The organism is Salirhabdus sp. Marseille-P4669 (genome assembly GCF_900240405.1).
Classification (GTDB): domain Bacteria; phylum Bacillota; class Bacilli; order Bacillales; family Alkalibacillaceae; genus OEQK01.
Genome location: NZ_OEQK01000003.1, coordinates 169,042 through 192,115, shown reverse-complemented (window position 1 = coordinate 192,115; position 23,074 = coordinate 169,042). Strand labels below are relative to the sequence as shown.

Genomic DNA, 23,074 nt, shown 5'->3' with positions numbered 1-23,074 from the left:
ATAAACTAAGGAACTAGGAAAAGGAGGAAAACAGAATGGGTGAAAAGGTAACGATTAAAGTGAATGACAATGGTTCTTTAAGAGTAACTGGTGATGTTGAGTTAGTGGATGCAGCAGGAAATGTGTTTGAAACGAAGCCGAGTTTTTCTCTGTGTCGATGTGGACATTCATCAAATAAGCCTTTTTGTGATGGAACACACCGAAAGATAGGTTTTGAAAGTACACCAAGGGCTAAATAATATACAGGGCTGGGACATAACGAAACAGTTTGAATCAAAAGGTGAATAATGAACTAAATTAGCGGAGAGGTATTCTCCGCTAATCAAAGCTCGAGTTTACCTTTTCAGTAAAAACTTTTGTCCCATCCTCGTTCATTCGTCTTTAGTATCGGTTAAATTCGGTTCGAAGCTTTCTTAAATGAACTCTGGAATCTTTTTGTAATTTACGAAATACGTTTTTTACATTATTTGAAAAGTTTGTTTGGTTAATTAGCTTATCATACATACTAATGTTTTCGTTTTCAAAGCTAATTTCCTGTTTTAAGGACGTTTTCACGTCTTTCGGCTGATGTAGGTAAACGAGCCCTTCATGGTTATGTTTAAGTATAGGGATTCCATTCTTCTTACAAAGTTGATATAGACTTTGGATATTTTCTCGATTATCATATTTCATTTCCACAAAGGGACGCAGGTCATAGCCTAAGCTTTCTAGAATAAGACCGTATCGCGTATTAGCTAAACACTCATCTTGTAAAGCATACGTTAAGGCTTCTGTTAACGTAATATGTGGATCGCTCAGAGCACCTTTGGATCCATAGTTATTTGGGATTATGACCTTTGCCTCAATAGTAGTTGAAAGTGTAGCGATTGATACAAAAGTACACAATGTCAGTGTAATCCATGTTTTCATAAAAAACCTCTCTTCCTATCCATAACTACTTGGAATATTTTGTGATAAATAACAGATTTCATACATGTGACTTATAATAGGTGTTATTTTATGTAGGAAGTAGAAGGGATTCTTTTTATACAGATGGAATATTTCGGATAGGAGGGAGATTCAATTGGAAGAAGTAGTAGGTAGTTGTCAAGTTTGTGGTAAAACCGTGTATTGTATGGATGGGTTTTTGGATGGAGTAAATGAACATGGAAAACTAAAGTGCTTTAATTGCGCAGAAGATTCAGATAAAAAGGAAGACTAGTATGTAAAAGAATGGTATTATTATTTTATAGGGCTATATGGATGGGAGAAAAAGAATGCGATGAAACAAAAAATACCGAAAGAAATAATTGCCACATTTTCAATAGTAGGATTTGATCCGATTACAGGGGAACTCGGAGTTGCGGTTCAATCTAAATTTATTGGTGTAGGTTCCGTTGTTCCATGGGCAAAAGCCGGAGTAGGAGCTGTTGCAACACAAGCGTTTGCGAATCCTGCATACGGGCCTGATGGACTTCGATTGATGGAAGAAGGGAAGAGTGCTCAAGAGACGATTGATTTTTTAACTTCCCATGATGAAGGGCGAAGAGAGCGCCAAGTGGGAATTGTAGATGCAAAAGGTAATTCTGCTACATTCACTGGGGAAAACTGCATGGATTGGGCTGGTGGTCGTGCTGGTAAACATTATGCCGCTCAAGGAAATATTTTGGTTAGTGAAGAAACGATAATAGCGATGGCGGAAACCTTTGAAGCTACTCAAGGAACATTAGCAGAGCGATTATTAAAAGCACTTGATGCTGGTCAAAATGCAGGTGGAGATAGTCGAGGAAGACAATCAGCGGCGATTTACATTGTAAAGGAAAAAGGTGGATACTTAGGTGCTAACGATCGGTATATCGATCTCCGAGTCGATGATCATCCAGACCCGATTCAAGAACTTATTCGGATTTATCGTTTACATCAATTGTATTTTGGTACAACGAAAGAAGAAAATATTCTTTCGATTGAAGGGGAAATTCGAAAGGAAATCGAACACTATCTGTATCGATTAAACTTTTTAAAAAGTGATCAAAATAATGATGACGATATATTTTATACCCAATTAACTTCTTTTTTACATATGGAAAATTTTGAAGAGCGGGAACTAGAGAGAGGTAAAATTGACAAGGAAGTTCTTGATTTTATGAGAAATAAGGAAGTAGTTGGATAGAAAAACGTATTGTTTTTCATAGTTATCAACAATTTCTAATTGTCATACTTATAAAGTTTTGTGAAAAAAGGGGAGGTAATACAGTGTTCAAGAAATTTTTAGCAGGTGTAGGCATTGGAAGTGCAAAAGTGGATACACAGTTAGATAAAACAAGACTTGTTCCTGGAGAAAATACGAGTGGTAAAGTTGTTATTCGAGGTGGTAAGGTTGAACAACAAGTGGATCGAATCCATTTATTTGTCATGACGGAAGCAGTTCGAGAAAGAGACGACAAAAAATACTATGAAAAAGTAACAATAGGTTCATTTCAAATTGCAAGTTCTTTTATAATACAGCCTGGTGAAGAGAAGGAAATTGATTTTCAATTCGAACTTCCCATTGATACGCCACCAACCTTAGGGAAAACGAAGGTGTGGATACAAACAGGTCTTGATGTTCCAAGTGCTATAGATCCAACAGATCGTGATTACATTACCGTAGATCCGCATCCTATTGCTGATACGGTTTTAGAGGCTTTAACAAAAGTTTTAGGATTTCAGCTGAGAAAAGTTGAAATGGAATATTCCCGAAGATATCGATACGTACAAGAATTTGAATTTTACCCTGGTGGTGAATTTAGAAGGGATTTAGATGAATTGGAAGTTATCTTTTTTATGAATACATCTAGTGCTGATATAAGAATACAAGTAGACCGTCGTGCAAAAGGATTAGGTGGTTTATTTGCAGAAGCATTAGACATGGATGAGAGCTTTGTAAGGTTGTCTATATCTAATGATGATTGTAACCAAGGTATCCAATATGTTGCAGATATTTTGAGAAATACGATCAGACAATATGCATGAGCGATGAAAGATCTGCCCAAACGGTAGATCTTTTTCATAAAATGTATAGAAAGCTAGGGCTTTTCTTAGGTTTTCGCATTAATTAAAATAGTCTAATTCAATTAGAGAAGGGAGGATATGATGAAAAAAGTATCCTTACTTTTAATGATTTTTGGTGCAGCATTACTTATTTACGGTGGTTATAGTATTTGGGAAATGAACCACAACGAAAAGCAGAATTTAGTGGAGGCAAAGGAGATTATTGAAAAGTCTAAGGAAAATAACGAGGAAAAACAGCTAATGAATATAGATGACTTCAAACCAGAAAAAGGGGATGTAGTCGGGATCCTGCACCTTCCATCCATTGAAGGAGAGTTACCGATTGTAGAAGGAACAAGTGAAGAAGAGCTGGAAGAAGGGGTGGGGCATTATAGTGATACGGTCTACCCGGGACAACAAGACCAAATTTTGTTATCAGGACACAGGGATACCGTATTTAGACGTGTGGGGGATATGGAAATTGGCGATGAGCTAATTGTAGAGCTGCCGTATGGTACGTTTACATATGAAATTGAATCCACAGAGATTGTTCCTGCCGATGATACTTCGGTTATAAAATCAACTTATCCGGAAGAAGTGTTAACCCTTTCCACCTGTTATCCGTTTAGTTATTTAGGCAATGCCCCTGATCGATATATTATTTATGCAAAACCAGCAAAATAAAAATAAGGTGCTTCGTATGCACCTTATTTTTTATCCTTCTGTTCATCTTCTTCCACATATGGTTCTTCTTCATATGGCTTCAAGTCACCAAATACGGTCATAAAACCTTCTGAATCTAAATCTTCTTCATATTGTTCATGTCGCTGACTTGGATAAACCATAATATTTTTTCCTTCAATATCTGTGGCAATAAAGTTTTCATAATCCTCTACATAACCTTCTCTGTCATCCGCCTCAATATAAGTCTCATTGTAGCTATCCGGTGCTACGACAAAATCAGATGGCGTATTGGATGTTCCCCATTGTGCTACTTCCTGCCAAGCATCTTCTGCATCAAACGCAACTACTTCCTGATCATCATATTCAAATTGTCCAAATGGAGGATGTAGAACCTCTTCTTCTAGAGGACGATTTATCGATGCGACTTGGTCAGGACTGTGTTCCATACAGTGCGTTGTAGTAGGAATAGCTTCGAGACGCTCAAACGAAATTTCTTTTCCACACGTTTCGCATTTCCCGTATGTGCCATTTTCAATTGCTTTTAATGCTTGTTCTATATCTTCTAATTCCTTTTCTACATGTTCATGTAATGCAATATCCTTTTCCCGTTCATATAACTCTGTTGCTTCATCACCAGGATGATTATCATAACTGGATAATTCTCCAGATGCTTCGTGATAATGCCCTCTGTCTAAATTGAAATGATCATTGTTCTTCAATCTTCTTTCGATATCACTTTTCGCCTTCTCAAGCCGATAACGGAAGGTGTTAAGTTGTTGTTCTGTGAGCATAATCTTGTCTCCTTCCTTAACATCCTATATGTGTATTGTTTGATAATCGACATCATTTCATTTGTGAGAAAAGAAAACAGGTATGGAAGTAGTTGGGTTTGACTAAAAATTTGCAAAAAAATGAATTGACAGAAAATATAGGTTTCGTTTATAATTTGAATACATTATGTTATGTGCAAAATAATTGAATAGGTTGAACTCTTATCCAGAGCGGCGGAGGGAAAGGCCCTATGAAGCCCGGCAACCTTCAAGAATCTTCTTGAAAAGGTGCCAAGTCCTGCAGACATTAGTCTGAAAGATAAGGGGAGGAATCGATATAGACAAAGCCCTCTTCTTATGAAGTGGGTTTTTTATTCGAAAAACTCCTCTTACACTTTTAGTAATTTGTGGTAGGAAAACCAATAAAATTAATGAGGAGTGTGGAGAAATGAGTAATCAAGCTAAATTTGAAAGGGAAACATTATTATTACATGGAGGTCAAGAACCTGATCCAACAACAGGTGCAAGAGCGGTGCCAATTTATCAAACAACATCCTATGTTTTTCGTGATACCGAGCATGCTAAAAATTTATTTGCATTACAAGAGCCAGGTAATATTTATTCACGAATTATGAATCCGACAGTTGATGTATTTGAAAAGAGAGTAGCAGCGCTTGAAGGTGGAACGAATGCTGTTGGTTTATCATCTGGAATGGCTGCCATTTCCTTTTCCATCTTAAACCTGGCTGAAGCAGGTGATGAAATATTAGCAGCTACAGACCTTTATGGTGGAACATATAACTTATTTGCAAATACATTACCTAAATATGGAATCAAAGTAAATTTCGTTGATCCGAAAAATCCAGAAAACTTTAGAAATGCCATTACGGATAAAACAAAAGCAATATTTGCTGAGACTATTGGTAATCCTAGCCTACATGTTTTAGATATTGAGTCGGTTGCAACAATTGCTCATGAATATCATATCCCATTAATTGTTGATAATACGTTTGCAACACCTTATAATTGTCGTCCAATCGAATGGGGAGCGGATATCGTTGTACATTCAGCTACGAAATGGATAGGAGGACATGGTACAACGATTGGGGGAATTGTTGTCGATAGTGGCTCCTTTGATTGGAATAACGAAAAGTTTAAAGGCTTTGTAGAGCCCGACGATAGTTACCATGGTATTCGTTTTGGCATTGATGTCCCTAATGCTGCTTTTGGAACGAAGCTTAGAGTACAGTTGCTTCGAGATTTCGGTCCATGCTTAAGCCCAGAAAGTGCATTTCATTTATTACAAGGCTTAGAAACATTACACCTAAGAGTTAAAAAGCATAATGAAAATGCAGTAGAAATTGCAAATTACTTAGAAAACCATAATGCAGTGGACTGGGTATCTTATCCTGGATTACAAAGTCATCCATCCTATGATTTGGCGAAGAAGTATTTTGATAAGGGGGCTGGATCGATCGTCGTGTTTGGAATTAAAGGAGACCGTGAAGATGGAAGAAAAGTGGTAGATAACATAAAACTTTGGTCCCACGTAGCAAATGTCGGGGATGCGAAATCGCTAATTATCCATCCAGCCTCCACAACTCATCAGCAATTAAGTGCGGAAGAACTGAAGCAAACTGGTGTAACAGAAGAATTAATTCGTTTATCTGTTGGATTAGAATCCACAAAAGATTTAATTGAAGCTTTAGATGAAGCAATCACTGTTGCAACAAAGCAAACGGTTTTATAAAATGATTTAAGATAACAGTATGACTTTATGTCATGCTGTTTTTTTTTATGTCTCATGCTTAATCGTTACCCATTATTCATTAACTTTAACAAGATAATTTGAATTTTTTCTAGTTATCTACTAAAATGTAAAAGGTTGTAGAAGTTTACGTCAGTAAATACTACATTATTTTCAAAAATATGACAGTAATTATACAAGTTTGTTACATTATGCCTATATCGGTTTATTCAACTAGTAGATTTGTGGTAGATTAATGTAGTAAAGTATGTCGATATATAAAATGTAACGAAAGAGATTGTAGGAGGAAAGAACGTGGGGGAACACAATAACTTATCAAATTCTAAGATAGTTCGAAACAAACCTTTTATGCCTAAGGTTGTCATTACAACTATTTTAGGATTAGGGATTACAGTAGGTTCGGTTACTGCTGATACAAATAACGATAGTTTACCACGTGTCTATCATGTATACATTGACGGTGAACATTTAGGTACAGTTGGTAGTAAAGATGTAATTGAATCCTTTATTGATGAAAAAGCATCTTTACAAGAAAAAAAGAATGAAGAACAGTTAGATGGTGTGCAATTAACAGTTAGCCAGGATATTACGTACGTTCCTGAAGTTGCATTTGCACCTGTTTTTGATAATGAACAAGTTTTGAAAAATTTGGAAGAGCAGATTCAATATAGTGTTGAAGCCGTTAAACTAGAAGTAGACGGTGTTGTTATTGGATATTTTAACAATAAAGAAACAGCACAGGAAGTGTTGAAAACGTATTTGGCAAAATATCTTCCTGAAGACGAAGTGGAAAAGTTTATCAATCCATCTGATGAACCAGGTGAACCAAAAGACAATCAACCACTTTCTGTAGGTGAATCTACTATATTAGACGCAAAACTATCAGAAGAAGTTTCATTTAAAACAGAAAAAGTAAAAATGAATGAGCTTTTTACGGTTGAACAAGGTTTGAAGATGCTAGAAAAAGGTGCATTAACCGATAAAGTTCACACCATTCAAGAAGGTGAAGCGTTAAGCACAGTCGCTGCTCAGTATGATTTATCGATGGATGACTTACTCACACTAAATCCAGATTTAAATGAGGATTCTGTTATTCAAATTGGTCAAGAAGTAACGGTTACAGGGCTTGAACCAATCGTTGATGTTGTTGTAACAGAAGAAGAATTAACGGAAGAAACCATTGATTATGAAATCGTTTATGAACAAACAGATTCTCTTTTCAAAGGCCAAACGAGTGTAAAACAAAATGGTCAAGAAGGGAAAAAGAGAGTTCATTATAAAATTACAAAGAAAAATGGACAAGTTGTGGATCGTGAAGTACTCGATTCGGAAGTAACAAAAGAACCAGTAAATAAAATTATTTTAGAAGGTACAAAAGTTATTCCATCTCGTGGTACTGGTAGCTTCCGATGGCCAGCAGCTGGTGGATTTATTACAAGCCATGTTGGATATAGGTGGGGCTCCTACCATAAAGGAATAGATATTGCTGGAGTAGGTAATCGCTCTATATATGCAGCAGATAATGGTACCGTAACCTATGCTGGCTGGGATGGTGGCTACGGTAATCGCATCGTAATCAACCACAATAATGGATATAAAACAACATATAGTCATTTATCTAGTATAGATGTACATGTTGGACAAACGGTTCAACAAGGCCAGGTTATTGGTGTTATGGGGTCAACTGGTAATTCAACAGGTGTACATTTACACTTTGAACTTTATAAAAATGGTGCATTGCAAAATCCTGCATCCTATTATTAATAGAAAAGAGGAAATCTAGCATTAGTAGATTTCCTCTTTTTTCTATTTATGCTCCACTTATATCTTTTGTAGTATGCCTCTAAGTATAAAGAGCGCAACATACTTCAATCCTCCTTGCATACATAAACTGCAAACAAATAAGTAGATACCTTTGATCTAGATTGTTAGCCGTTTATGCTCTTTAATCCTTGTTTTTCTATCTCACATCCCTATAATTCCCAGTAATTTGCATCACCAATCTAGGCTTTCTTGCATATTGTACATTACATCACACGCATCACTTTTTAATTTCTAAGTGATGATAAGACTAGAAGGGTGTGTTTACATGGGAGACTTAGAAGTAAGTCATATTTTATATGGTTTAATTACCATCATCATTATTCTTACGATGGTTTTTCGTAAGGGAGTTGTTTTACCTACTTTATTTGGTACTTTTCTTGTAGCGTGGATATATAAGGGAAGCATTGTTAGTGGGTTCACAGCTGTGTTTAATGCAAACCTAGTAGCTGCAAAGGAACTTTTTAATATATTTTTAATTATTACCTTCATGGTTGCATTACTGCATGCGTTAAAAGATCTTGGTGCAGACCGGCGTATGATTGAACCTATTCAAAGGTTTATGACAAACGGCCACATATCTTATTTTTTATTAGTAGTGGTGACCTATATTATTTCTTTATTTTTCTGGCCAACTCCAGCAGTTCCGCTAATTTGTGCGTTGCTCGTTCCTGCAGCAATTCGATCAGGATTACCAGTAATGGTAGCGGCTGTTGCGATTGCTTTGGCGGGTCAAGGGATGGCACTTTCTTCCGATTATGTTATCCAAGTTGCCCCTGAATTATCTGCAAAAGCTGCAGGTATCCAGGCATCAGCTGTTGCTGATAAAGCCATGATTCTCTCTTTAATAACAGGTTTTACTGCAATTGGCTTAGCGTACGTTTTTAGTCTGAAGTATTTTCGTAGTAAGAACGACCCGGAAATAGAGCTGGAAATTGCCGCTATGCAAGGGTTGAACAAAAGTTCAAGAGAGGCCAAGACTTCGAATCTCTCCACATGGAGTAAAGTATTTGCAGTTTTGGTTCCGTTATCTATGCTAGCTGTAATGATATACATGATTTATTCAAAATTAAATTCTGGTCGCATGGGTGGACTTGAAGGAGGAGATGGTGCAGCCTTTATCGGAGGTGTTGCAGTCATCTTGCTTTTACTTGCTTCCTTAGCATTTGGTAAACATAAGGCATTGGATCATATAAGTGAGCATATTACAGATGGATTTGTCTTTGCATTCCGTGCAATGGGTCCTGTCATCCCAATTGCTGGCTTTTTCTTCCTAGGTAGTTCTGACTTTGCGGGTAGTATTTTATCTATAGAAGAAGGCGCCCCAGCCTTTTTGTTTGACTTAGTTGAGGCTACACAAAGCTTCTTGCCTGATAACTCCATCATGATTGCATTTAGTATTTTAATTATAGGAATTATCACTGGATTAGATGGATCTGGATTCTCCGGACTACCTCTAACTGGCTCACTAGCAGGTGCATTTGCTAATCAAGGATTAGATACATCCACTTTAGCTGCTATTGGGCAAATGGGCTCCATTTGGACCGGTGGGGGAACAATTATTGCTTGGTCGTCCATTATAGCGATAGCAGGATTTTGTGGAATATCCGTAATGGAGCTTGTCCGGAAAACCTTTTTACCTGTAATGGCTGGTTTATTTCTATCAACTATAATTGCAATACTTCTGTTATAAAGAATCGGGACTGTATTATAGCAGTCCCGATTCTTTATACTCGTAAAGCATAGATGACCATTGCTGTTGTAATAAACGTAATAAGAGTACCAAAGGAAGAAAAGAGTATCGTATTATGGGCGATTTTGTCTATATAGGCCGCTGGCAAACTACATAAGCTTGGATCCAAAATGACCGCACCAAGCATACTTCCCATCAATCCCCCTGTAATTCCGTGGGTTAAACCGGAGAGTACGGAGTGAAACTTTACAAGCATCCCAAAACATATACCAATTACACAGCCTATCATTGTCGTAATGATAGAGATTGTTACAAGACTCGTTCCCATCATTAAAAACACAATTAGGGCCAGGTTAAAACTTATCGTACCACTCATCGTTTGAGCCAAAATAGTAGCGAAACGGTCTTGAATGTTTTTCCTTCTTCTAAATAAAATCATAAATCCAATTGCACCAGTACACACATTTACTAGGAAAAGACTAAATAGTAGTCCAATCATCTTCATCCCACCTTAGCTGGTTCTGGAAGAGGAGAGCATCATGATTATGGAAAGGATAAAGATGATTTCGATAAAATACAAAAATAGCATGCTATTTTTTGCTGCTGCACCAACCATTGGAGACATGATTCCCATCATTAATCCAGTTGCATACCCAGTTAACATCGTTTGATAATCAAATAACGCACCAAATAGGGCACCTACTGTGAAACCGATAACGGTAGTAACGATGGTAACTATAGCAAAATGAAAAGGGTATTGATAAATTAAAATAACCCCAGTTACAATGGCCAAAAACCCTCCAGCAATCATTGACATATTCATTCCTAATTGAAAACCGATTAATTTACGAATCCGATACAGAAATAAATAGGTTACAAACATAAGCAGCATATTTCCGTATAAAAGGTAACCGATAAGTTGTGAAATCATTCTAATCCCCACCGATCCATCAATCTTCTTCTTCATCCCACTCAACTGAAAGGATTTGTTCCATTGGAATGAGTCGATAATAATTTTGTTCTTTAGGTACAGAAACGTTATTTGCTGATGGTTCTTCTAGCGTTTCTTGAGAAGAGCTTTCGAACAATTTTTCCTGTAGACTACTTGATTCTACACATTCAACGCTAGAGATACTTCCGGAACTTTCATAAAGGTCATCATCTTGGACCCTTTCGTTTTTCCTTACATAGCGGTCAGTTAACATATCGGAACTCTGGATTATCGAATCGGAAACGTTTCTGATACTACTCTCCTCCATAGGATTATGTTCAAATGAAGAACGAACTTCGATACTCTCGATGGATGAACTTTCCTCCTCGACAACATGTGACGGTTTTATTTCACTCTTACTGGTACAATCCAGCAACAGATCCGAATCGTTAATATCGGAATCTAACATAGAGTTGTTGCCAAAATCAACAGGGTTAGATGTAATGGAAGTATTATTTTCTGCACTCCGATTAAATGCATTTACATCCTCTACATCCTCTACAACGTGTTGTGATGGTTTTATGCTTATCTCTTTGGATTGATTTTGCACTACATTAGAATTATGAATGGTGCCTGTTAAGGAACTACTGATGCTCTCCTCCTCATACATAAGATCATATGGCGAATCATAAGAGGTTTTGGATAAATACGTTTTCATTTGAGCTTTTAATGCCTCATTTTTCTCTTTCATCCGTTTTTTTGCCTCTAGGAATGTCGCTTCTTTCTCAATGAGTTTCGTTTTCACATTACTTTCAATACAAAAGATTTGATAAGCACTTACGCAATTTAAATGTAGTGTAAAACAAGAGTCCAAGTCATGATCTTTGGTGTTCATGAACAACTCAAACGGCTTAAAAATAGCAAAATGATCAACCTTGTTAAAGTGTACAAGTTCTAATAGAGGTAGAGGTTTATCAAAGTGAGATTGTCGAAATGGATATATAGGTTCGAGGTCTCGATTATAAAGAATGAAAGCAAATAAATAATTGTTATCTCTTTTCAAGGAAGGTATTGCTTGAGGGTGTTGTGCTTTTATTTGAAAGTGATGAACTTCTTCTAATATACTGATGCACTCCATTTTCCCAATCCTCTCCCTTTAAAACATTTCCTAGTTTACTTTATGAGCAGAAGGAAAAATGGGTACTATCTACCTCCAAAAAAGGCGAAAACCTATCAAACTAGTGTATATAACTATTTCCAGTTAAATATATGTCGTGTGCGTGAAATGTTCATAAGCTATTAAATAATGAAGGTTGTAAATGGAGGTGATTAGAATGAATAAGGAAAAAAGAACGGTACGATTTAATCAGTATGTAGACAAACTATTAGAAGAGAGAAAAAAGGAAGAAATAAAAGTGGATGTCATTAATCAAATGAATCTGCTAAGGGGGGAAGGTCTCACATCCCCAACGAGTGCAACAAGTACAGAGGATACACGCTTATTAATGGATTATATGGATCGATCGAATCTATATAATATTTCCAATAGAAAGGAAAGTGTTGGAAAAGATTTAAAGCTTCGGCGTTTTTTTCGACTTAAACGAAATCATCAAGTGGAAGTGTATTCAAAATGGGGAAGGGAACCAATTTATACTGAAGGTAAAGTAAGTGCGATTGGAAGGGACTTCGTAATGCTCTCCAATTTAAAAACACGAATTTGGATACCATATCGCGCCATTGAATCAGCAAATATACCCTTCGGAATACCAAATTACTCTAATACCCATCAGCATTTTATTTACGATAATAATTATCGAAACAAACTGATCTATCATTTCGGGGAAACCGTATCGAAAAGAGACATATTAAAACAACAATTTTTTGAAGAAACCTTTCATACAAATCTTCAGTCATGGTGTGAAACCTGGGTAGAGCTTTTCTTAGATAACAATGAGAAAAAGATAGGGAAGATGAAATCTGTAACAAACAAAACCATGATTCTTGCTCCTATCAAAAAGGAGGAGGAAATTCCTATGGGCTCGATACAATATGTGCGAACCATTCGCCTGTTCACCATTTGGAAAAGTACGATTAAGGGAATCGCCCGATTTTTCAAAAAATAGATATATTATCTAGTTATAATCAAAATATTGGAATAGAGTAAAAGTATGAAGTATCCACAATACTTTTATGTAGAAAGGATGAAAGGTATGGAATTACAAGAAAGGGAGGATCGTCTCTTTCGTGAACTTTTGAATTTAAAAGGGGAAAATATTTTAATTGTTACAAACTCCGACCAGCTCAATTTATTTGGTCAAACATTTCGGCCAATATTTTCAGGAGAAATTGTCGAGGTTGAGCATGGTCATCTTACGTTATCACCAATAACAATTAAAATGGTGAATGCACCATTTTTTAAATTTCCAGTCCCTTTAAGTATTCCACTCGAGAAAATAAACCATTTCACCCCAAACTTTGACCCGAATACGAGGTTCCCATTAACTTAATAAGGAGGTATTTGTAGTGAAAAATGAAGGGATTTACCCAAACATGCTATTTCCAACGACAAACGATATCCATGATGAAGCACTTATTGAGCATTTTCGAGCGGGAATGGGACACAAATTATTAGCAATTACCCCATCGTTCCCATTTTTCTTTATTGGGAAGATAAGAGATGTCGTTGAGGATCATGTCGTTGTAGATGTAGAAACAGTTCCAAACCAAGAATTAGAAAACCGACGCTGGTATATCCACGTTCATAATATAGAGCTATTCTTTATTGAAAGAGAGGAGGGACCGAAAATTCCAGAACTGAATGATGAAATATTTTAAAGGAGGGAGGAAACTTGAAGCGCTACTATCACGTTGTCGCCATACCCATCCGGATTGTATTAAATAACTTTGGTAACTACAATCCGGATGGAATGATGTATGTTCTAAAAGAAAATGAAAGTAAGGTTAAGGAGCTAGTCCGAAAAAATCCGTTTACACCAGTAGATCTTGTTCAACCACTCGTAATCCGAGCTAATGAGGGAGATACAGTTGAAATCCTTTTTGAAAATAAACTCCCATTTGCAACGGGGATGCATTTTCAAGATGTGGATTATGATGTAATGGACTCGGACGGTGCCAATGTTGGGTTCAATGATAGTACACTCGTAGATTATGGAGAAAAAATAGTATACCGTTTTCAAGCACATCACCAAGGCGCCTTTCATTTTGGGGATTTAGGGAACCCATCTAGCACGGAAAAAGGCTCTAATGTAAATGGCCTTTTTGGTTGTTTATTTGTGCAACCGAGAGGCTCCTGGTGGACCGATCCAGTCACTGGTAAGCCTATGAATAGTGGAGTTTTCGCAGATATTCACCATCCATTTTTACCAGATAGACGGGAATATGCATGGATTTTCCATGATGAAATGCCAACATTAGATTTAACAGGAAATCCACCTTTAAATCCTATAACGAATCAACCAGGAGAATCTACGCATGCCGTTAACTATCGATATGAACCAGTGGAAAACAGAGTCCGACTTATCGAAGAGGGTGTTGTTTGTCCAGATTGTGATGGGGAGGAGGTTCACCACGATTCCTGGGTATTTGGAGACCCAGCAACACCAATACTACGAGGCTATGTTGGGGACCCAGCTGTAATACGCGTTGTTCATGGTGGTGTAAAGGAAACACATGTCTTTCACTACCATGTTCATCAATGGTTCCGTGATAATACGAACCCCGAATCCGAAATAATCGATTCTCAATCCATTAGCCCACAAAGCTGGTATGACGTGGAGCCTTTATATGGGCTTGGAAGCTTGCACGGTGCTATTGGAGATGCCATTATTCACTGTCACTTATATCCACATTTTGCGGTTGGAATGTGGGGGATTAATCGCGTGTTTAATACCTTTCAGGATGGAAGTCAATGTTACCCAAATGGGGTACCAATCAAAGCTCTACAGCCACTCCGCGATCGTCCTGTACCCCCAAAGCCAACGAAAGAAAAACCAGGCTATCCCAATTTCATACCTGGAAAAGTAGGCTTTAAAGCACCTCGGCCTCCCCTTGGAATTATTGGGGGGAGAAATATGACGGAGCTAGAACGGAATGCTGCTGTTCCGAATCCTAGACCTGGAGCCGTATTTGCGGATCCTTGTGGTAATGTTGAAAACCCACCGGTTGTGGAATACAACATTTCCTTGATAGAGCTTCCGATTATTTACAATCGACAGGGTTGGCATGATCCAAAAGGGCGAATATATGTTTTAGATGAAGATTTGGATGATATTTGCTCAGGCAAAAAAGAACCAGAGCCGCTCGTTATTCATGCTCCAGCAGGCTCTTGTTTACGAGTTAATTTTACGAATAGACTTCCGAGCATCGCTGATGGTGATGCATTCCAGCTTGTGACGAGAACGTATGAAGTAGGGATGCACATTCATTATGTGAAATTCGATGTTCTCGTTAATGATGGTGCGAATGTAGGGTGGAATTATGATTCAAGTGTTCTTCCGGGTGAAACGATTCGTTATGAATATTTTGCAGATACGGAATTAAAAGCATGGTTTTTCCATGATCATTTATTTGCCAATTATCACCAGCAGCATGGTGTGTTTGGAGCTGGAGTTATTCATTCCAGGTTTTCAAAGTTCTTTGATTCCAAAACAGGGGAGCAAAAATTGCATGGTACCCAGTTAACTGGACAGCATCCATTTATCCCAGATTATCGTGACTTTACACTTATGGTTCAAGACTTTTCGCTTATATATGATAAAGAGGGAAGACCGTTAAATCCCCCACAATTTCCAGGCTCTGAGGATGACCCAGGACTATTTGGTGTTAATTATCGGAATGAGCCTCTTCAATTTCGTCTAGAACACGACTGTGACCCGGCTTATTCATTTAGCTCATATGTGAATGGAGACCCTGTTACCCCAATATTACATGCCTATGAAGAAGACACGTTACGTATAAGACTGCTACAAGGTGCTCATGAAGAATCCCATAGTTTTAATCTCCATGGATTAAAATGGAAGGAACAGAGACCTGATATCGAATCGAGATTTATATCCCAAACGCATATTGGTATTTCGGAATCTTTTACACTGGAAACGCATTTACCACAATCAGGAGATTATTTATGGACCTTTGAAACAGAAGAGGATTTATGGAACGGACTATGGGGGTTAATTCGAGCCTATGATGAAGAGGTTGATTTTCTCATTCCACTACCAGATAAAGAAGCTCCGCCGAAAAGAACGAAACCATTACCAAATTGTACTGGTGAACCGCCGGAAAAAGCAAAAGTCGTAAATCCACCACTGAACGCACCTGCTAATGCACCCGTTAAAAAGTTTGATATAGTAGCGTTTCATACGCCGATTACGTATAGCAAATGGGGGGAACATGATCCTTTTGGTATCGTATTCGCCTTAAGAAAAGATATGGATGATATTCTATCTGGAAGAAAAAATCCTGAACCATTAATCATCCGTGCCAATCGAGGCGATATTGTCGAGGTAAGCCTAACTAGTTATTTGGAATTTGAGAAATTTCCATTCCAGGACGGTATTTGGCCATATCCGCCTGTAAAGGAGCAAGCATTTTATCCGCCATCTGTTCGAATTTCTCTTCATTCTCAACTAATTTCCTATGATGTGAAAACGTCCGCAGGGGAAACGGTAGGGTTTAATTTTGACCAATCCGCAGGCCCTGGAGAAACAGTTCATTACAAATGGTTTGTTGATTTGCCTTTAGGCGCTTGTGGTTTATGGGATATGACGGATATTCGCAACCATCGTTCATTAGGAACATTCGGTATGTTTATTGCAGAGCCAAGAGGTGCAACATTTTTAGATCCGTATACGTTAAAGCCGGTTACCACTGGCAATCATGTGATCATTCGACAACCTTTTCTACCAGATATTCGAGAGTTTGGCATCGTTATGTATGATGGTGCCAGATTAGTAGATAAACAAGAGCAGTTAATTGTAGATCCAATTGCAGGCTTTTTGTTACCTGGTGAAGATGAGGAAGGGGATGAAAATCCGGAAGTTGATACGTACGACTTTGGTTCAAGAGGATTCAATTATCGGACGGAGCGTCTCATCAATCGACTATACGAAAATGCTGATTTAGAAAAGCTATTTAGCTCGAAAACACATGGAGACCCATCAACACCCGTTTTTGAATCCTACGCAGGGGATCCAATTATCATCCGTTTAGTCAACCCATCCGAGCGGAGAAGATCACACACATTCCATTTGCACAATCATTATTGGAACATCGATGAAAACGAAATAACGTCACAAGTCAAATCCTTTGTTGGAGAAATGGTTGCAGGTAAAGCTGTAGATTTACCACTTCATTATGGTGCAGGAGGATTTTACGAATATCCTGGTGACTATTTATACCGATCTGGAAATATTCGATGGGATATCGAACAAGGAATGTGGGGAATCATGCGAGTTCACTCTGAAAGGAAAAGGCATTTACCACCACTAAATTACGGAAAAAGGGACTAAATGTTTCGCTCCCTTCTCCGTATTAGGAAAGTCGAGGTGAAGAATTTGGCAAATGGTGTGGGGTATAGTAGCTGTTTTGATGAGAAAGCTCGAGAACAATTTCCATCACCGAATAGCTGTTTACCAAGAGAGGTGCTTGAGGAAGTGGAATTAAAAATAGCTGCTGCTAACCAATTTTTATTAAGTCTAGCATTGGATGAGAATCAAGAGCTTCATGTTTTTAATGGATTAAGAAATGCTTTCAATGGGCTTATCGGGCAAAGGGTTGATGTGACACTAAATGAAGAGGAAGAAGAATTAGGTACCGAAACAAAGGGTGATACTACTGCTTTTATACGCGATGAGGAAAGCCGCACCTCTGTAACTGGTAGGGTTTTATTGTCTGGGAGAAATGTCGTTATTCTTCAGCAAGGAAAGAAAAAACTAGGAATCCCTTTTGGTCGTATTTGTGAAATTAGGCTTAGTAATCGCTTTGCTGAGCCTTTTGAGGAGAGCTCGTTATCCGATTTGGATGATGGATTAAAAAGGTGTTTAACGTATAACTTTGGAGCAACTGTTTCAAGCTCTCCGCACTTGATTCACATCTTCTACGGATTGACGTTACAAATAATACTCCTAAGTCTAGTAAATAAGAAAGTGAAAATTATATTAGATGATGAAGTTATAAGCGGTGAGATTCACTGCATCGATCGTGATTCCTTAACGATTCTGACAGAGGATAAAGAAAAAACGTTTTCTACAGAAGACATTTGGTATGTAATCTTTAAGGATCTAGATGTATAAAAAACGAAGGTATACAAGTTTATAATCTTGTATACCTTTATTGTTTTATTTGTCTTAAATTGGTAAGAGAAGATAATAACAATTCCAGGCGACTGTCGTTAGTTTTCCAAAATTATCGGTTTTCGATAATACAATCTTTATAAATGAACTTTGAACTGGAGAGTAATCAGCCCTATCAGAGGAGTATATTAATGTTTTATGTTTTATTTAATCCGTATCTGACCTTAAATTTACTACAAGCCGGAAACCTATGTTTCCGGCTTGTATGATTCTCACGACGAATACTATTTCAATCGATTAAAAATAGAAGCGTATTTTCAACTAATGGAAGAACGAATTAGTGACAATCACAGTCACTGTCGTCATCTAATTCATACCACTTGATCGCGTCAAGTCGAAAGATAGCGAACTTGCTCTTGTGGAATTTTTTCTTCTTTTTTCGTTTATGCAGCTGTTTCCTCTTTTTTCGAATCCGCTCAAGCATTTCTTCTACTTCCTCTTCGTCTTCCTCTGCTTCTGCTTCCTCTTCTAATTCTTCCAGTTCCTCCTGTAACTCGGCAATTTCCTCTTCTAATTCGTCCATTTCTTCGAGTAACGCATCTAGTTCTTCTTCTAATTCTGCTACATCATCCGCCTGGTCTTCACTATCACTAGCATCTAAATGTTTTAAGACCTTTACCTCAACAAAGTTCGAACCTACATGGCATATTTCTGCTAGGATTTTCTCACAGCCATCACAGTCCACGTTTAATTTAACTTTACATCCGATTAGTTGTCTTAAGCGAAAATTAAGACCATGTGTTAACCCACCGAGTCTTACTTTGAAATGATCATCACAAATGGATTTTTCGCAAATGCAGTCATCATGGAAGTGTGGTGATCCATGGTGGTAATGATCATGATGGTCATCAAAACTGTGATGGTCGTGGTGGTGTCGGTCAAATTTGTGGTCATCGTAGAAGTGTTCTCTAATTGGTTTTCCACAACTGGAGCAATACTTTTGGCTCATTATTTAGATCCTCCTTTTATCATAAAACTATAAAACAATGAAAATATTCTTCGTTTCATTTCCACACGTTTGATGGGGGGGATGGGGCACTACTTTTTTTATTTGTGGACGAAGTGGTGGTAAGCAGGTTTTATTACGAGCTAGATTCCTCTCCTTTACATAAACGTCGTGGAAATGGTAGCTAGAACAATTACAGGAAGAATGAGGAACTATACTACATTGTGGCCGTTTGTAACAGGAACAATAATGGTCTTTCATTCTATCTTTTACATAATATTCCACCGAAAAATCTCCCTCCTATTCTAGACATTACTAGCTTATGATTCGGGTCAAATAAAGAGTGGACCAGAGTCATCCATTGTCAAAAAACTGGATGCCTATTTTTTTCTTGTGGGAAAGTAGTAAGTTAAGATAAATCCGACTTACCATACTCATCCTGTTGATAGATTAAAAGTGGTGGTCGCAACCACAGAAATGCTTTTTACATGGGTAATGAAAGGTAAAACGACGGCATTTACACATGTTTTCAAAATGAAAAAAATGGTTGTGGTGGCAAAGAGAACAGCATTTCCGTTTCTTGTTGCACTTACGACAGCTCATACGTCTCCCTCCTTTATCTTCATTTACTATAGCTTATGAAAGAGATCATAAGAAGAGTGGACAGCTTACCTTATGAAAGGGAAAATAGACATAGAGATAGCAATGGTGCGTGGGTGAGACGAAGGAATGGTTAAGAATTGCAATCAAAAAAACGGGCTGCATAGACATGCAGCCCGAAGTCACACTGTTAATTATTAAAGTACAGATACTGCTGGTAAGCAAGTAATTGCGCAGAAGCACTTCAAGTCAACTGTGATACACACACCAGTACGATTTAATTCGTTTACTCGTTCTCCATCGATTTGTTCGCATGGATCTTTGTCGCCTTGCGCTCCACGTTGATTTCCTGGTTCATCTGGTTGTTCATCATCAAAATGAAGAAGTTCTAATACAGCACAGCAGTCGTCACTTACTTCGTTTACACGGAAAATAAAGCTTTCTACACAGTCAAAGCGAGGGCGTCCTCCACTGAATTCGATGTCTGCTCCAAACGCTTTGAATGGCTTAAGATCTTTCCCATATAGAATAAAAGGAACCGTGTCTAAATTATTTCTAGAAACAGGCGCTAACAAGTTGTTGATTGATTTAGCACAGCTTACATCACATAGGTCATCTTGAACATCGTCTTGTGCATCTGCAATGGCACGAACAACATCACATACGCAGTTGTCGCCATCAAAAATATCTACTCCACCTACACGATCGTCATCATTAAATTTTCTACCGCAACCCATAGATACATACACTCCTTTTTAATTTTTATAAGAGTTACAATAACAAGTTATGTAGGTTGACTATTTTGGTATAGATTAATGTCATAGCTTTCAGCGAATGATTGAAAAATAGGCGGTAAATGAACATAATAAAATACGTTACAATTTTAGTAGGTGAACATTACAAACAACGCCCGTTACGATGCATAATCTACCTATAGAATGGTATTATGAAATGAAATTGGGTGATAAAGTTGCTTAATAAATGGATGCTTTTGTTTGTAATCCTGCTGGTGTTTGGTTTTGCTCTCATTTATTCGTTTTGGCCAAGTGAAAATTTATTACCAAAGCTTGGTGAAATGGAGTCCTTTACAATGGAAACAGTTGAAGAGGAACAATACGATTTAAGCAATTCGAAAGTAAAGCTAGTAATGTTCTACTACACAAGCTGTCCAGATATTTGTCCGTTAACGATGATGCATGCAACACCGATGCAAGAGGAGCTTATGAAGAAAAACGTTTTTGGGAAGAAAGTTGAATTTGTTTCTATTACATTGGATCCGGATGTAGATACGAAGGAAAAAATCATGCATTATGCAGAATCCTTTGATGCAGATTTTACAGGTTGGAAATGGCTGCGAGGATCAAATGAGAAAACAAAAAGTGTAGCAGACCGTTTTAAAATGATGTACGAAAAGTCAAAGGATGGATTTGTTGCACATAATACGACCATGTACTTACTCGATAAAAAGAACAACATTCGAGCAATATATGACATGTCTACAACGAAGGAACCGCTAGATTCAGAGCAAATTTTGAAGGATATTGGGAAGTTAATAGAGAAGGAATAAAAGAGAGGAACCACAAACACTATTGACTATGCAGAGTGTGTTTGTGGTTTTTTTATGTAATACTTCAGAATGTAACTACATTGTGATCGTTTTGAGAAAAATAGGTAAGCATAGAACTACAAAAGGAGAAATGAAATGAGAAAACGTGCTCGTGAGCTTGGAATAAAAATAGGATCAATGGAAACAGGAAAACAAAATCAAATAACAGATGTACCAGGAGTAAAAGTTGGACATGTGACATTACTAGAAGATTTGGAAAATGGAGAATGCATAAGAACAGGGGTTACTGCAATACTTCCACATGAAGGGAATCTTTTTAAAGAAAAGGTGCCTGCCGGATGCTTTGTATTAAACGGTTATGGGAAAAGTACTGGATTGGTTCAACTAGAGGAATTAGGTGAAATAGAATCTCCTATCATGTTAACAAATACGTTTAATGTTGGAAATGTTATGCAGCACACATTATCCTACATGCTGAATGAAACGAAGGAAATTGGTGATTCAACGGGCTCTTTAAATGTTGTTGTGGGAGAATGCAATGATATGTATTTAAATAGTGCAAGGATTGCAACTATTCGGCAGCAGGATGTATTTCAAGCAATAGAGAAAGCTGGAACGAAAGTAGACGAAGGGGGAGTTGGTGCTGGTTGTGGAATGGTTTGTTTTCAATATAAAGGTGGGGTAGGAACAGCCTCCAGGAAAATAAAGAATAGCTTTGTAATAGGCGTATTAGTAGTAAGTAATTTCGGAGCACGGGAAGAATTGGAGTTAGCAAGGTTTCAGCCTACCAATATGGACAAAGAGAAGCTTCCTGATGGCTCCATTATGATAATCGTTGCAACAGATGCCCCGCTATCGGATCGGCAGCTCAAAAGATTAGCCAAGCGTGCTACTGTTGGTCTAGCGAAAACAGGAAGCCGAATACACCATGGTAGTGGTGATATTGTCATTGCCTTTTCTAATGGTTATACAATTCATCACTTTTCTAGTGGAGAATACCGAGAATCACGTGCAACGATAAGAGATGATTCGAAAATCATGCGAGAGTTATTCCAAGGTGTTGCAGAAGCCACGGAAGAAGCAATCTTAAATTCACTCACCAAATCTGAAACAACAAAAGGACGTAAGGATAGGGTGGTGGAAGCCATCCCCTATGACGTATTAAGAAAAGCCCCAAACTAAATTTGTCGAAATAATTAATTTTTTTTGCGGAAAACTACTTTTATTTCCAATTTGTAAATAGTAAAGTAGAGATAAACCTACATTATACAAAGGGGAATTTCCATGCGTGCTCTACGTATAACTACTATTATCATAACCATCCTATCCTTTTTCTTAACGGTACGTGTACTAACGAGAGAGGAAATCTTAACGGAGCCCATTATTGATTCCGACCAAATTAATGCTGCCATCGAACAAGTAAAGAAAAGCGTTCGTTCGAGGAATGAAAGTTTCGATGCCCAAAAAGAATGGATTGTTTATGATGTAATTAATATGGAGATATCACAGAGAGCTATGGAAGTGGAAGCGGAAAAGCGAGGAATCAAGGTTAACAAGGAGGATGTCCAAAACTTTATCGAAGAACAAGTAACGATGTATACCCAATTAGCAGATGAAGATGATTATTTTGCTGACCATTTGCAAAAAAGTAATTTAACTGTAGAGGAATACATAATGAACATGGGATATGAGCAAATCGAATCCCAAATTTTACATAGAAAGCTTTATGAAAGCCTTGCAATCCATAATAACAGGACTGAAGATGATCCATATCAAGCTATAGAAGAAAACTTTAGAGAAGCGTATAAGGACCAAATTGAGCGATTAAAAAGAAAATACGGAGTGCTTGATGTGAAAGAAGACCAAATGTACTATTCTAAGTCTAATTAAACAGCTAGTAAGAAAGGAGTTCCTT

The 23,074-nt window shown here is 37.6% G+C and carries 23 protein-coding genes and 1 riboswitch; of the genes, 16 read left to right on the top strand and 7 right to left on the bottom strand.

The window, feature by feature from the left end; all coding sequences use genetic code 11:
* The first annotated feature begins 35 nt into the window (after nucleotides 1-35).
* Complete coding sequence (locus tag C1A05_RS07440; RefSeq protein WP_102027572.1) at nucleotides 36-239, top strand: CDGSH iron-sulfur domain-containing protein; 204 nt, start codon at nucleotides 36-38, stop codon at nucleotides 237-239.
* A 142-nt stretch (nucleotides 240-381) separates the two neighbouring features.
* On the opposite strand, the gene C1A05_RS07435 is transcribed toward C1A05_RS07440, so the two are convergent.
* The gene (locus C1A05_RS07435; protein WP_102027571.1) at nucleotides 382-909 is read right to left on the bottom strand and encodes a hypothetical protein; all 528 of its coding nucleotides are present in this window, start codon (nucleotides 907-909) and stop codon (nucleotides 382-384) included.
* Nucleotides 910-1,063: 154 nt separating this feature from the next.
* Here C1A05_RS07435 and C1A05_RS18165 point away from each other — a divergent pair, with 154 nt between their 5' ends.
* From C1A05_RS18165 to C1A05_RS07420, 4 genes are all read left to right on the top strand, one after another.
* Nucleotides 1,064-1,201 (top strand): hypothetical protein, encoded by a 138-nt coding sequence (locus C1A05_RS18165; RefSeq protein ID WP_200816479.1) that lies wholly within the window; start codon nucleotides 1,064-1,066, stop codon nucleotides 1,199-1,201.
* A 60-nt stretch (nucleotides 1,202-1,261) separates the two neighbouring features.
* Nucleotides 1,262-2,149: a DUF1028 domain-containing protein gene (locus tag C1A05_RS07430; RefSeq protein WP_102027570.1), complete on the top strand. Its 888-nt coding sequence runs from the start codon at nucleotides 1,262-1,264 to the stop codon at nucleotides 2,147-2,149.
* Nucleotides 2,150-2,232: 83 nt separating this feature from the next.
* Nucleotides 2,233-2,991, top strand: a complete 759-nt coding sequence (locus C1A05_RS07425; protein ID WP_102027569.1) for a sporulation protein — start codon at nucleotides 2,233-2,235, stop codon at nucleotides 2,989-2,991.
* Between the two features lie 120 nt (nucleotides 2,992-3,111).
* Nucleotides 3,112-3,693 (top strand): class D sortase, encoded by a 582-nt coding sequence (locus tag C1A05_RS07420; RefSeq protein WP_102027568.1) that lies wholly within the window; start codon nucleotides 3,112-3,114, stop codon nucleotides 3,691-3,693.
* 23 nt (nucleotides 3,694-3,716) lie between these two features.
* Here C1A05_RS07420 and C1A05_RS07415 read toward each other — a convergent pair whose 3' ends face one another.
* Nucleotides 3,717-4,484 carry a yteA family sporulation protein gene (locus C1A05_RS07415; protein WP_102027567.1) on the bottom strand — a complete coding sequence of 256 codons (768 nt, stop codon included), beginning with the start codon at nucleotides 4,482-4,484 and terminating at the stop codon, nucleotides 3,717-3,719.
* A 198-nt stretch (nucleotides 4,485-4,682) separates the two neighbouring features.
* Nucleotides 4,683-4,789: riboswitch (SAM riboswitch) on the top strand.
* A gap of 122 nt (nucleotides 4,790-4,911) precedes the next feature.
* Here C1A05_RS07415 and C1A05_RS07410 point away from each other — a divergent pair.
* The 3 genes from C1A05_RS07410 (at nucleotide 4,912) to C1A05_RS07400 (ending at nucleotide 9,745) form a co-directional block, all read left to right on the top strand.
* Complete coding sequence (locus C1A05_RS07410; protein ID WP_102027566.1) at nucleotides 4,912-6,213, top strand: O-acetylhomoserine aminocarboxypropyltransferase/cysteine synthase family protein; 1,302 nt, start codon at nucleotides 4,912-4,914, stop codon at nucleotides 6,211-6,213.
* A 312-nt stretch (nucleotides 6,214-6,525) separates the two neighbouring features.
* Entirely contained in the window at nucleotides 6,526-7,995 is a 1,470-nt protein-coding gene (locus C1A05_RS07405; protein ID WP_234998404.1) for a peptidoglycan DD-metalloendopeptidase family protein, read from the top strand.
* Nucleotides 7,996-8,320: 325 nt separating this feature from the next.
* Nucleotides 8,321-9,745, top strand: a complete 1,425-nt coding sequence (locus C1A05_RS07400; RefSeq protein ID WP_102027565.1) for a hypothetical protein — start codon at nucleotides 8,321-8,323, stop codon at nucleotides 9,743-9,745.
* Nucleotides 9,746-9,779: 34 nt separating this feature from the next.
* On the opposite strand, the gene C1A05_RS07395 is transcribed toward C1A05_RS07400, so the two are convergent.
* From C1A05_RS07395 to C1A05_RS07385, 3 genes are read right to left on the bottom strand one after another with little or no spacing between them, the layout of a single operon-like run.
* Nucleotides 9,780-10,244 (bottom strand): hypothetical protein, encoded by a 465-nt coding sequence (locus C1A05_RS07395; RefSeq protein ID WP_102027564.1) that lies wholly within the window; start codon nucleotides 10,242-10,244, stop codon nucleotides 9,780-9,782.
* 12 nt (nucleotides 10,245-10,256) lie between these two features.
* Nucleotides 10,257-10,676 carry a hypothetical protein gene (locus tag C1A05_RS07390; protein ID WP_102027563.1) on the bottom strand — a complete coding sequence of 140 codons (420 nt, stop codon included), beginning with the start codon at nucleotides 10,674-10,676 and terminating at the stop codon, nucleotides 10,257-10,259.
* Nucleotides 10,677-10,695: 19 nt separating this feature from the next.
* Nucleotides 10,696-11,814 carry a hypothetical protein gene (locus C1A05_RS07385; RefSeq protein ID WP_102027562.1) on the bottom strand — a complete coding sequence of 373 codons (1,119 nt, stop codon included), beginning with the start codon at nucleotides 11,812-11,814 and terminating at the stop codon, nucleotides 10,696-10,698.
* Nucleotides 11,815-12,010: 196 nt separating this feature from the next.
* On the opposite strand from C1A05_RS07385, the gene C1A05_RS07380 reads away from it, so the two are divergent.
* The 5 genes from C1A05_RS07380 (at nucleotide 12,011) to C1A05_RS07360 (ending at nucleotide 17,986) form a co-directional block, all read left to right on the top strand.
* Nucleotides 12,011-12,799, top strand: a complete 789-nt coding sequence (locus C1A05_RS07380; protein WP_102027561.1) for a hypothetical protein — start codon at nucleotides 12,011-12,013, stop codon at nucleotides 12,797-12,799.
* A gap of 87 nt (nucleotides 12,800-12,886) precedes the next feature.
* Nucleotides 12,887-13,183 carry a hypothetical protein gene (locus C1A05_RS07375; RefSeq protein WP_102027560.1) on the top strand — a complete coding sequence of 99 codons (297 nt, stop codon included), beginning with the start codon at nucleotides 12,887-12,889 and terminating at the stop codon, nucleotides 13,181-13,183.
* Nucleotides 13,184-13,199: 16 nt separating this feature from the next.
* Entirely contained in the window at nucleotides 13,200-13,511 is a 312-nt protein-coding gene (locus C1A05_RS07370; RefSeq protein WP_234998402.1) for a hypothetical protein, read from the top strand.
* Between the two features lie 14 nt (nucleotides 13,512-13,525).
* Entirely contained in the window at nucleotides 13,526-17,203 is a 3,678-nt protein-coding gene (locus C1A05_RS07365; RefSeq protein ID WP_102027559.1) for a multicopper oxidase domain-containing protein, read from the top strand.
* Between the two features lie 45 nt (nucleotides 17,204-17,248).
* The gene (locus tag C1A05_RS07360; protein WP_102027558.1) at nucleotides 17,249-17,986 is read left to right on the top strand and encodes a hypothetical protein; all 738 of its coding nucleotides are present in this window, start codon (nucleotides 17,249-17,251) and stop codon (nucleotides 17,984-17,986) included.
* A 337-nt stretch (nucleotides 17,987-18,323) separates the two neighbouring features.
* On the opposite strand, the gene C1A05_RS07355 is transcribed toward C1A05_RS07360, so the two are convergent.
* Both C1A05_RS07355 and C1A05_RS07350 read right to left on the bottom strand, forming a co-directional pair.
* Nucleotides 18,324-18,995 (bottom strand): hypothetical protein, encoded by a 672-nt coding sequence (locus C1A05_RS07355; RefSeq protein ID WP_102027557.1) that lies wholly within the window; start codon nucleotides 18,993-18,995, stop codon nucleotides 18,324-18,326.
* A 794-nt stretch (nucleotides 18,996-19,789) separates the two neighbouring features.
* The gene (locus tag C1A05_RS07350) at nucleotides 19,790-20,329 is read right to left on the bottom strand and encodes a CotY/CotZ family spore coat protein (protein ID WP_102027556.1); all 540 of its coding nucleotides are present in this window, start codon (nucleotides 20,327-20,329) and stop codon (nucleotides 19,790-19,792) included.
* 233 nt (nucleotides 20,330-20,562) lie between these two features.
* On the opposite strand from C1A05_RS07350, the gene C1A05_RS07345 reads away from it, so the two are divergent.
* From C1A05_RS07345 to C1A05_RS07335, 3 genes are all read left to right on the top strand, one after another.
* Nucleotides 20,563-21,159: an SCO family protein gene (locus C1A05_RS07345; protein ID WP_234998401.1), complete on the top strand. Its 597-nt coding sequence runs from the start codon at nucleotides 20,563-20,565 to the stop codon at nucleotides 21,157-21,159.
* A gap of 135 nt (nucleotides 21,160-21,294) precedes the next feature.
* On the top strand, nucleotides 21,295-22,341 hold the full coding sequence (locus C1A05_RS07340; protein WP_102027555.1) for a DmpA family aminopeptidase: 1,047 nt from the start codon (nucleotides 21,295-21,297) through the stop codon (nucleotides 22,339-22,341).
* 102 nt (nucleotides 22,342-22,443) lie between these two features.
* Entirely contained in the window at nucleotides 22,444-23,049 is a 606-nt protein-coding gene (locus tag C1A05_RS07335) for a SurA N-terminal domain-containing protein (protein WP_102027554.1), read from the top strand.
* The last annotated feature ends 25 nt before the right edge of the window (nucleotides 23,050-23,074 follow it).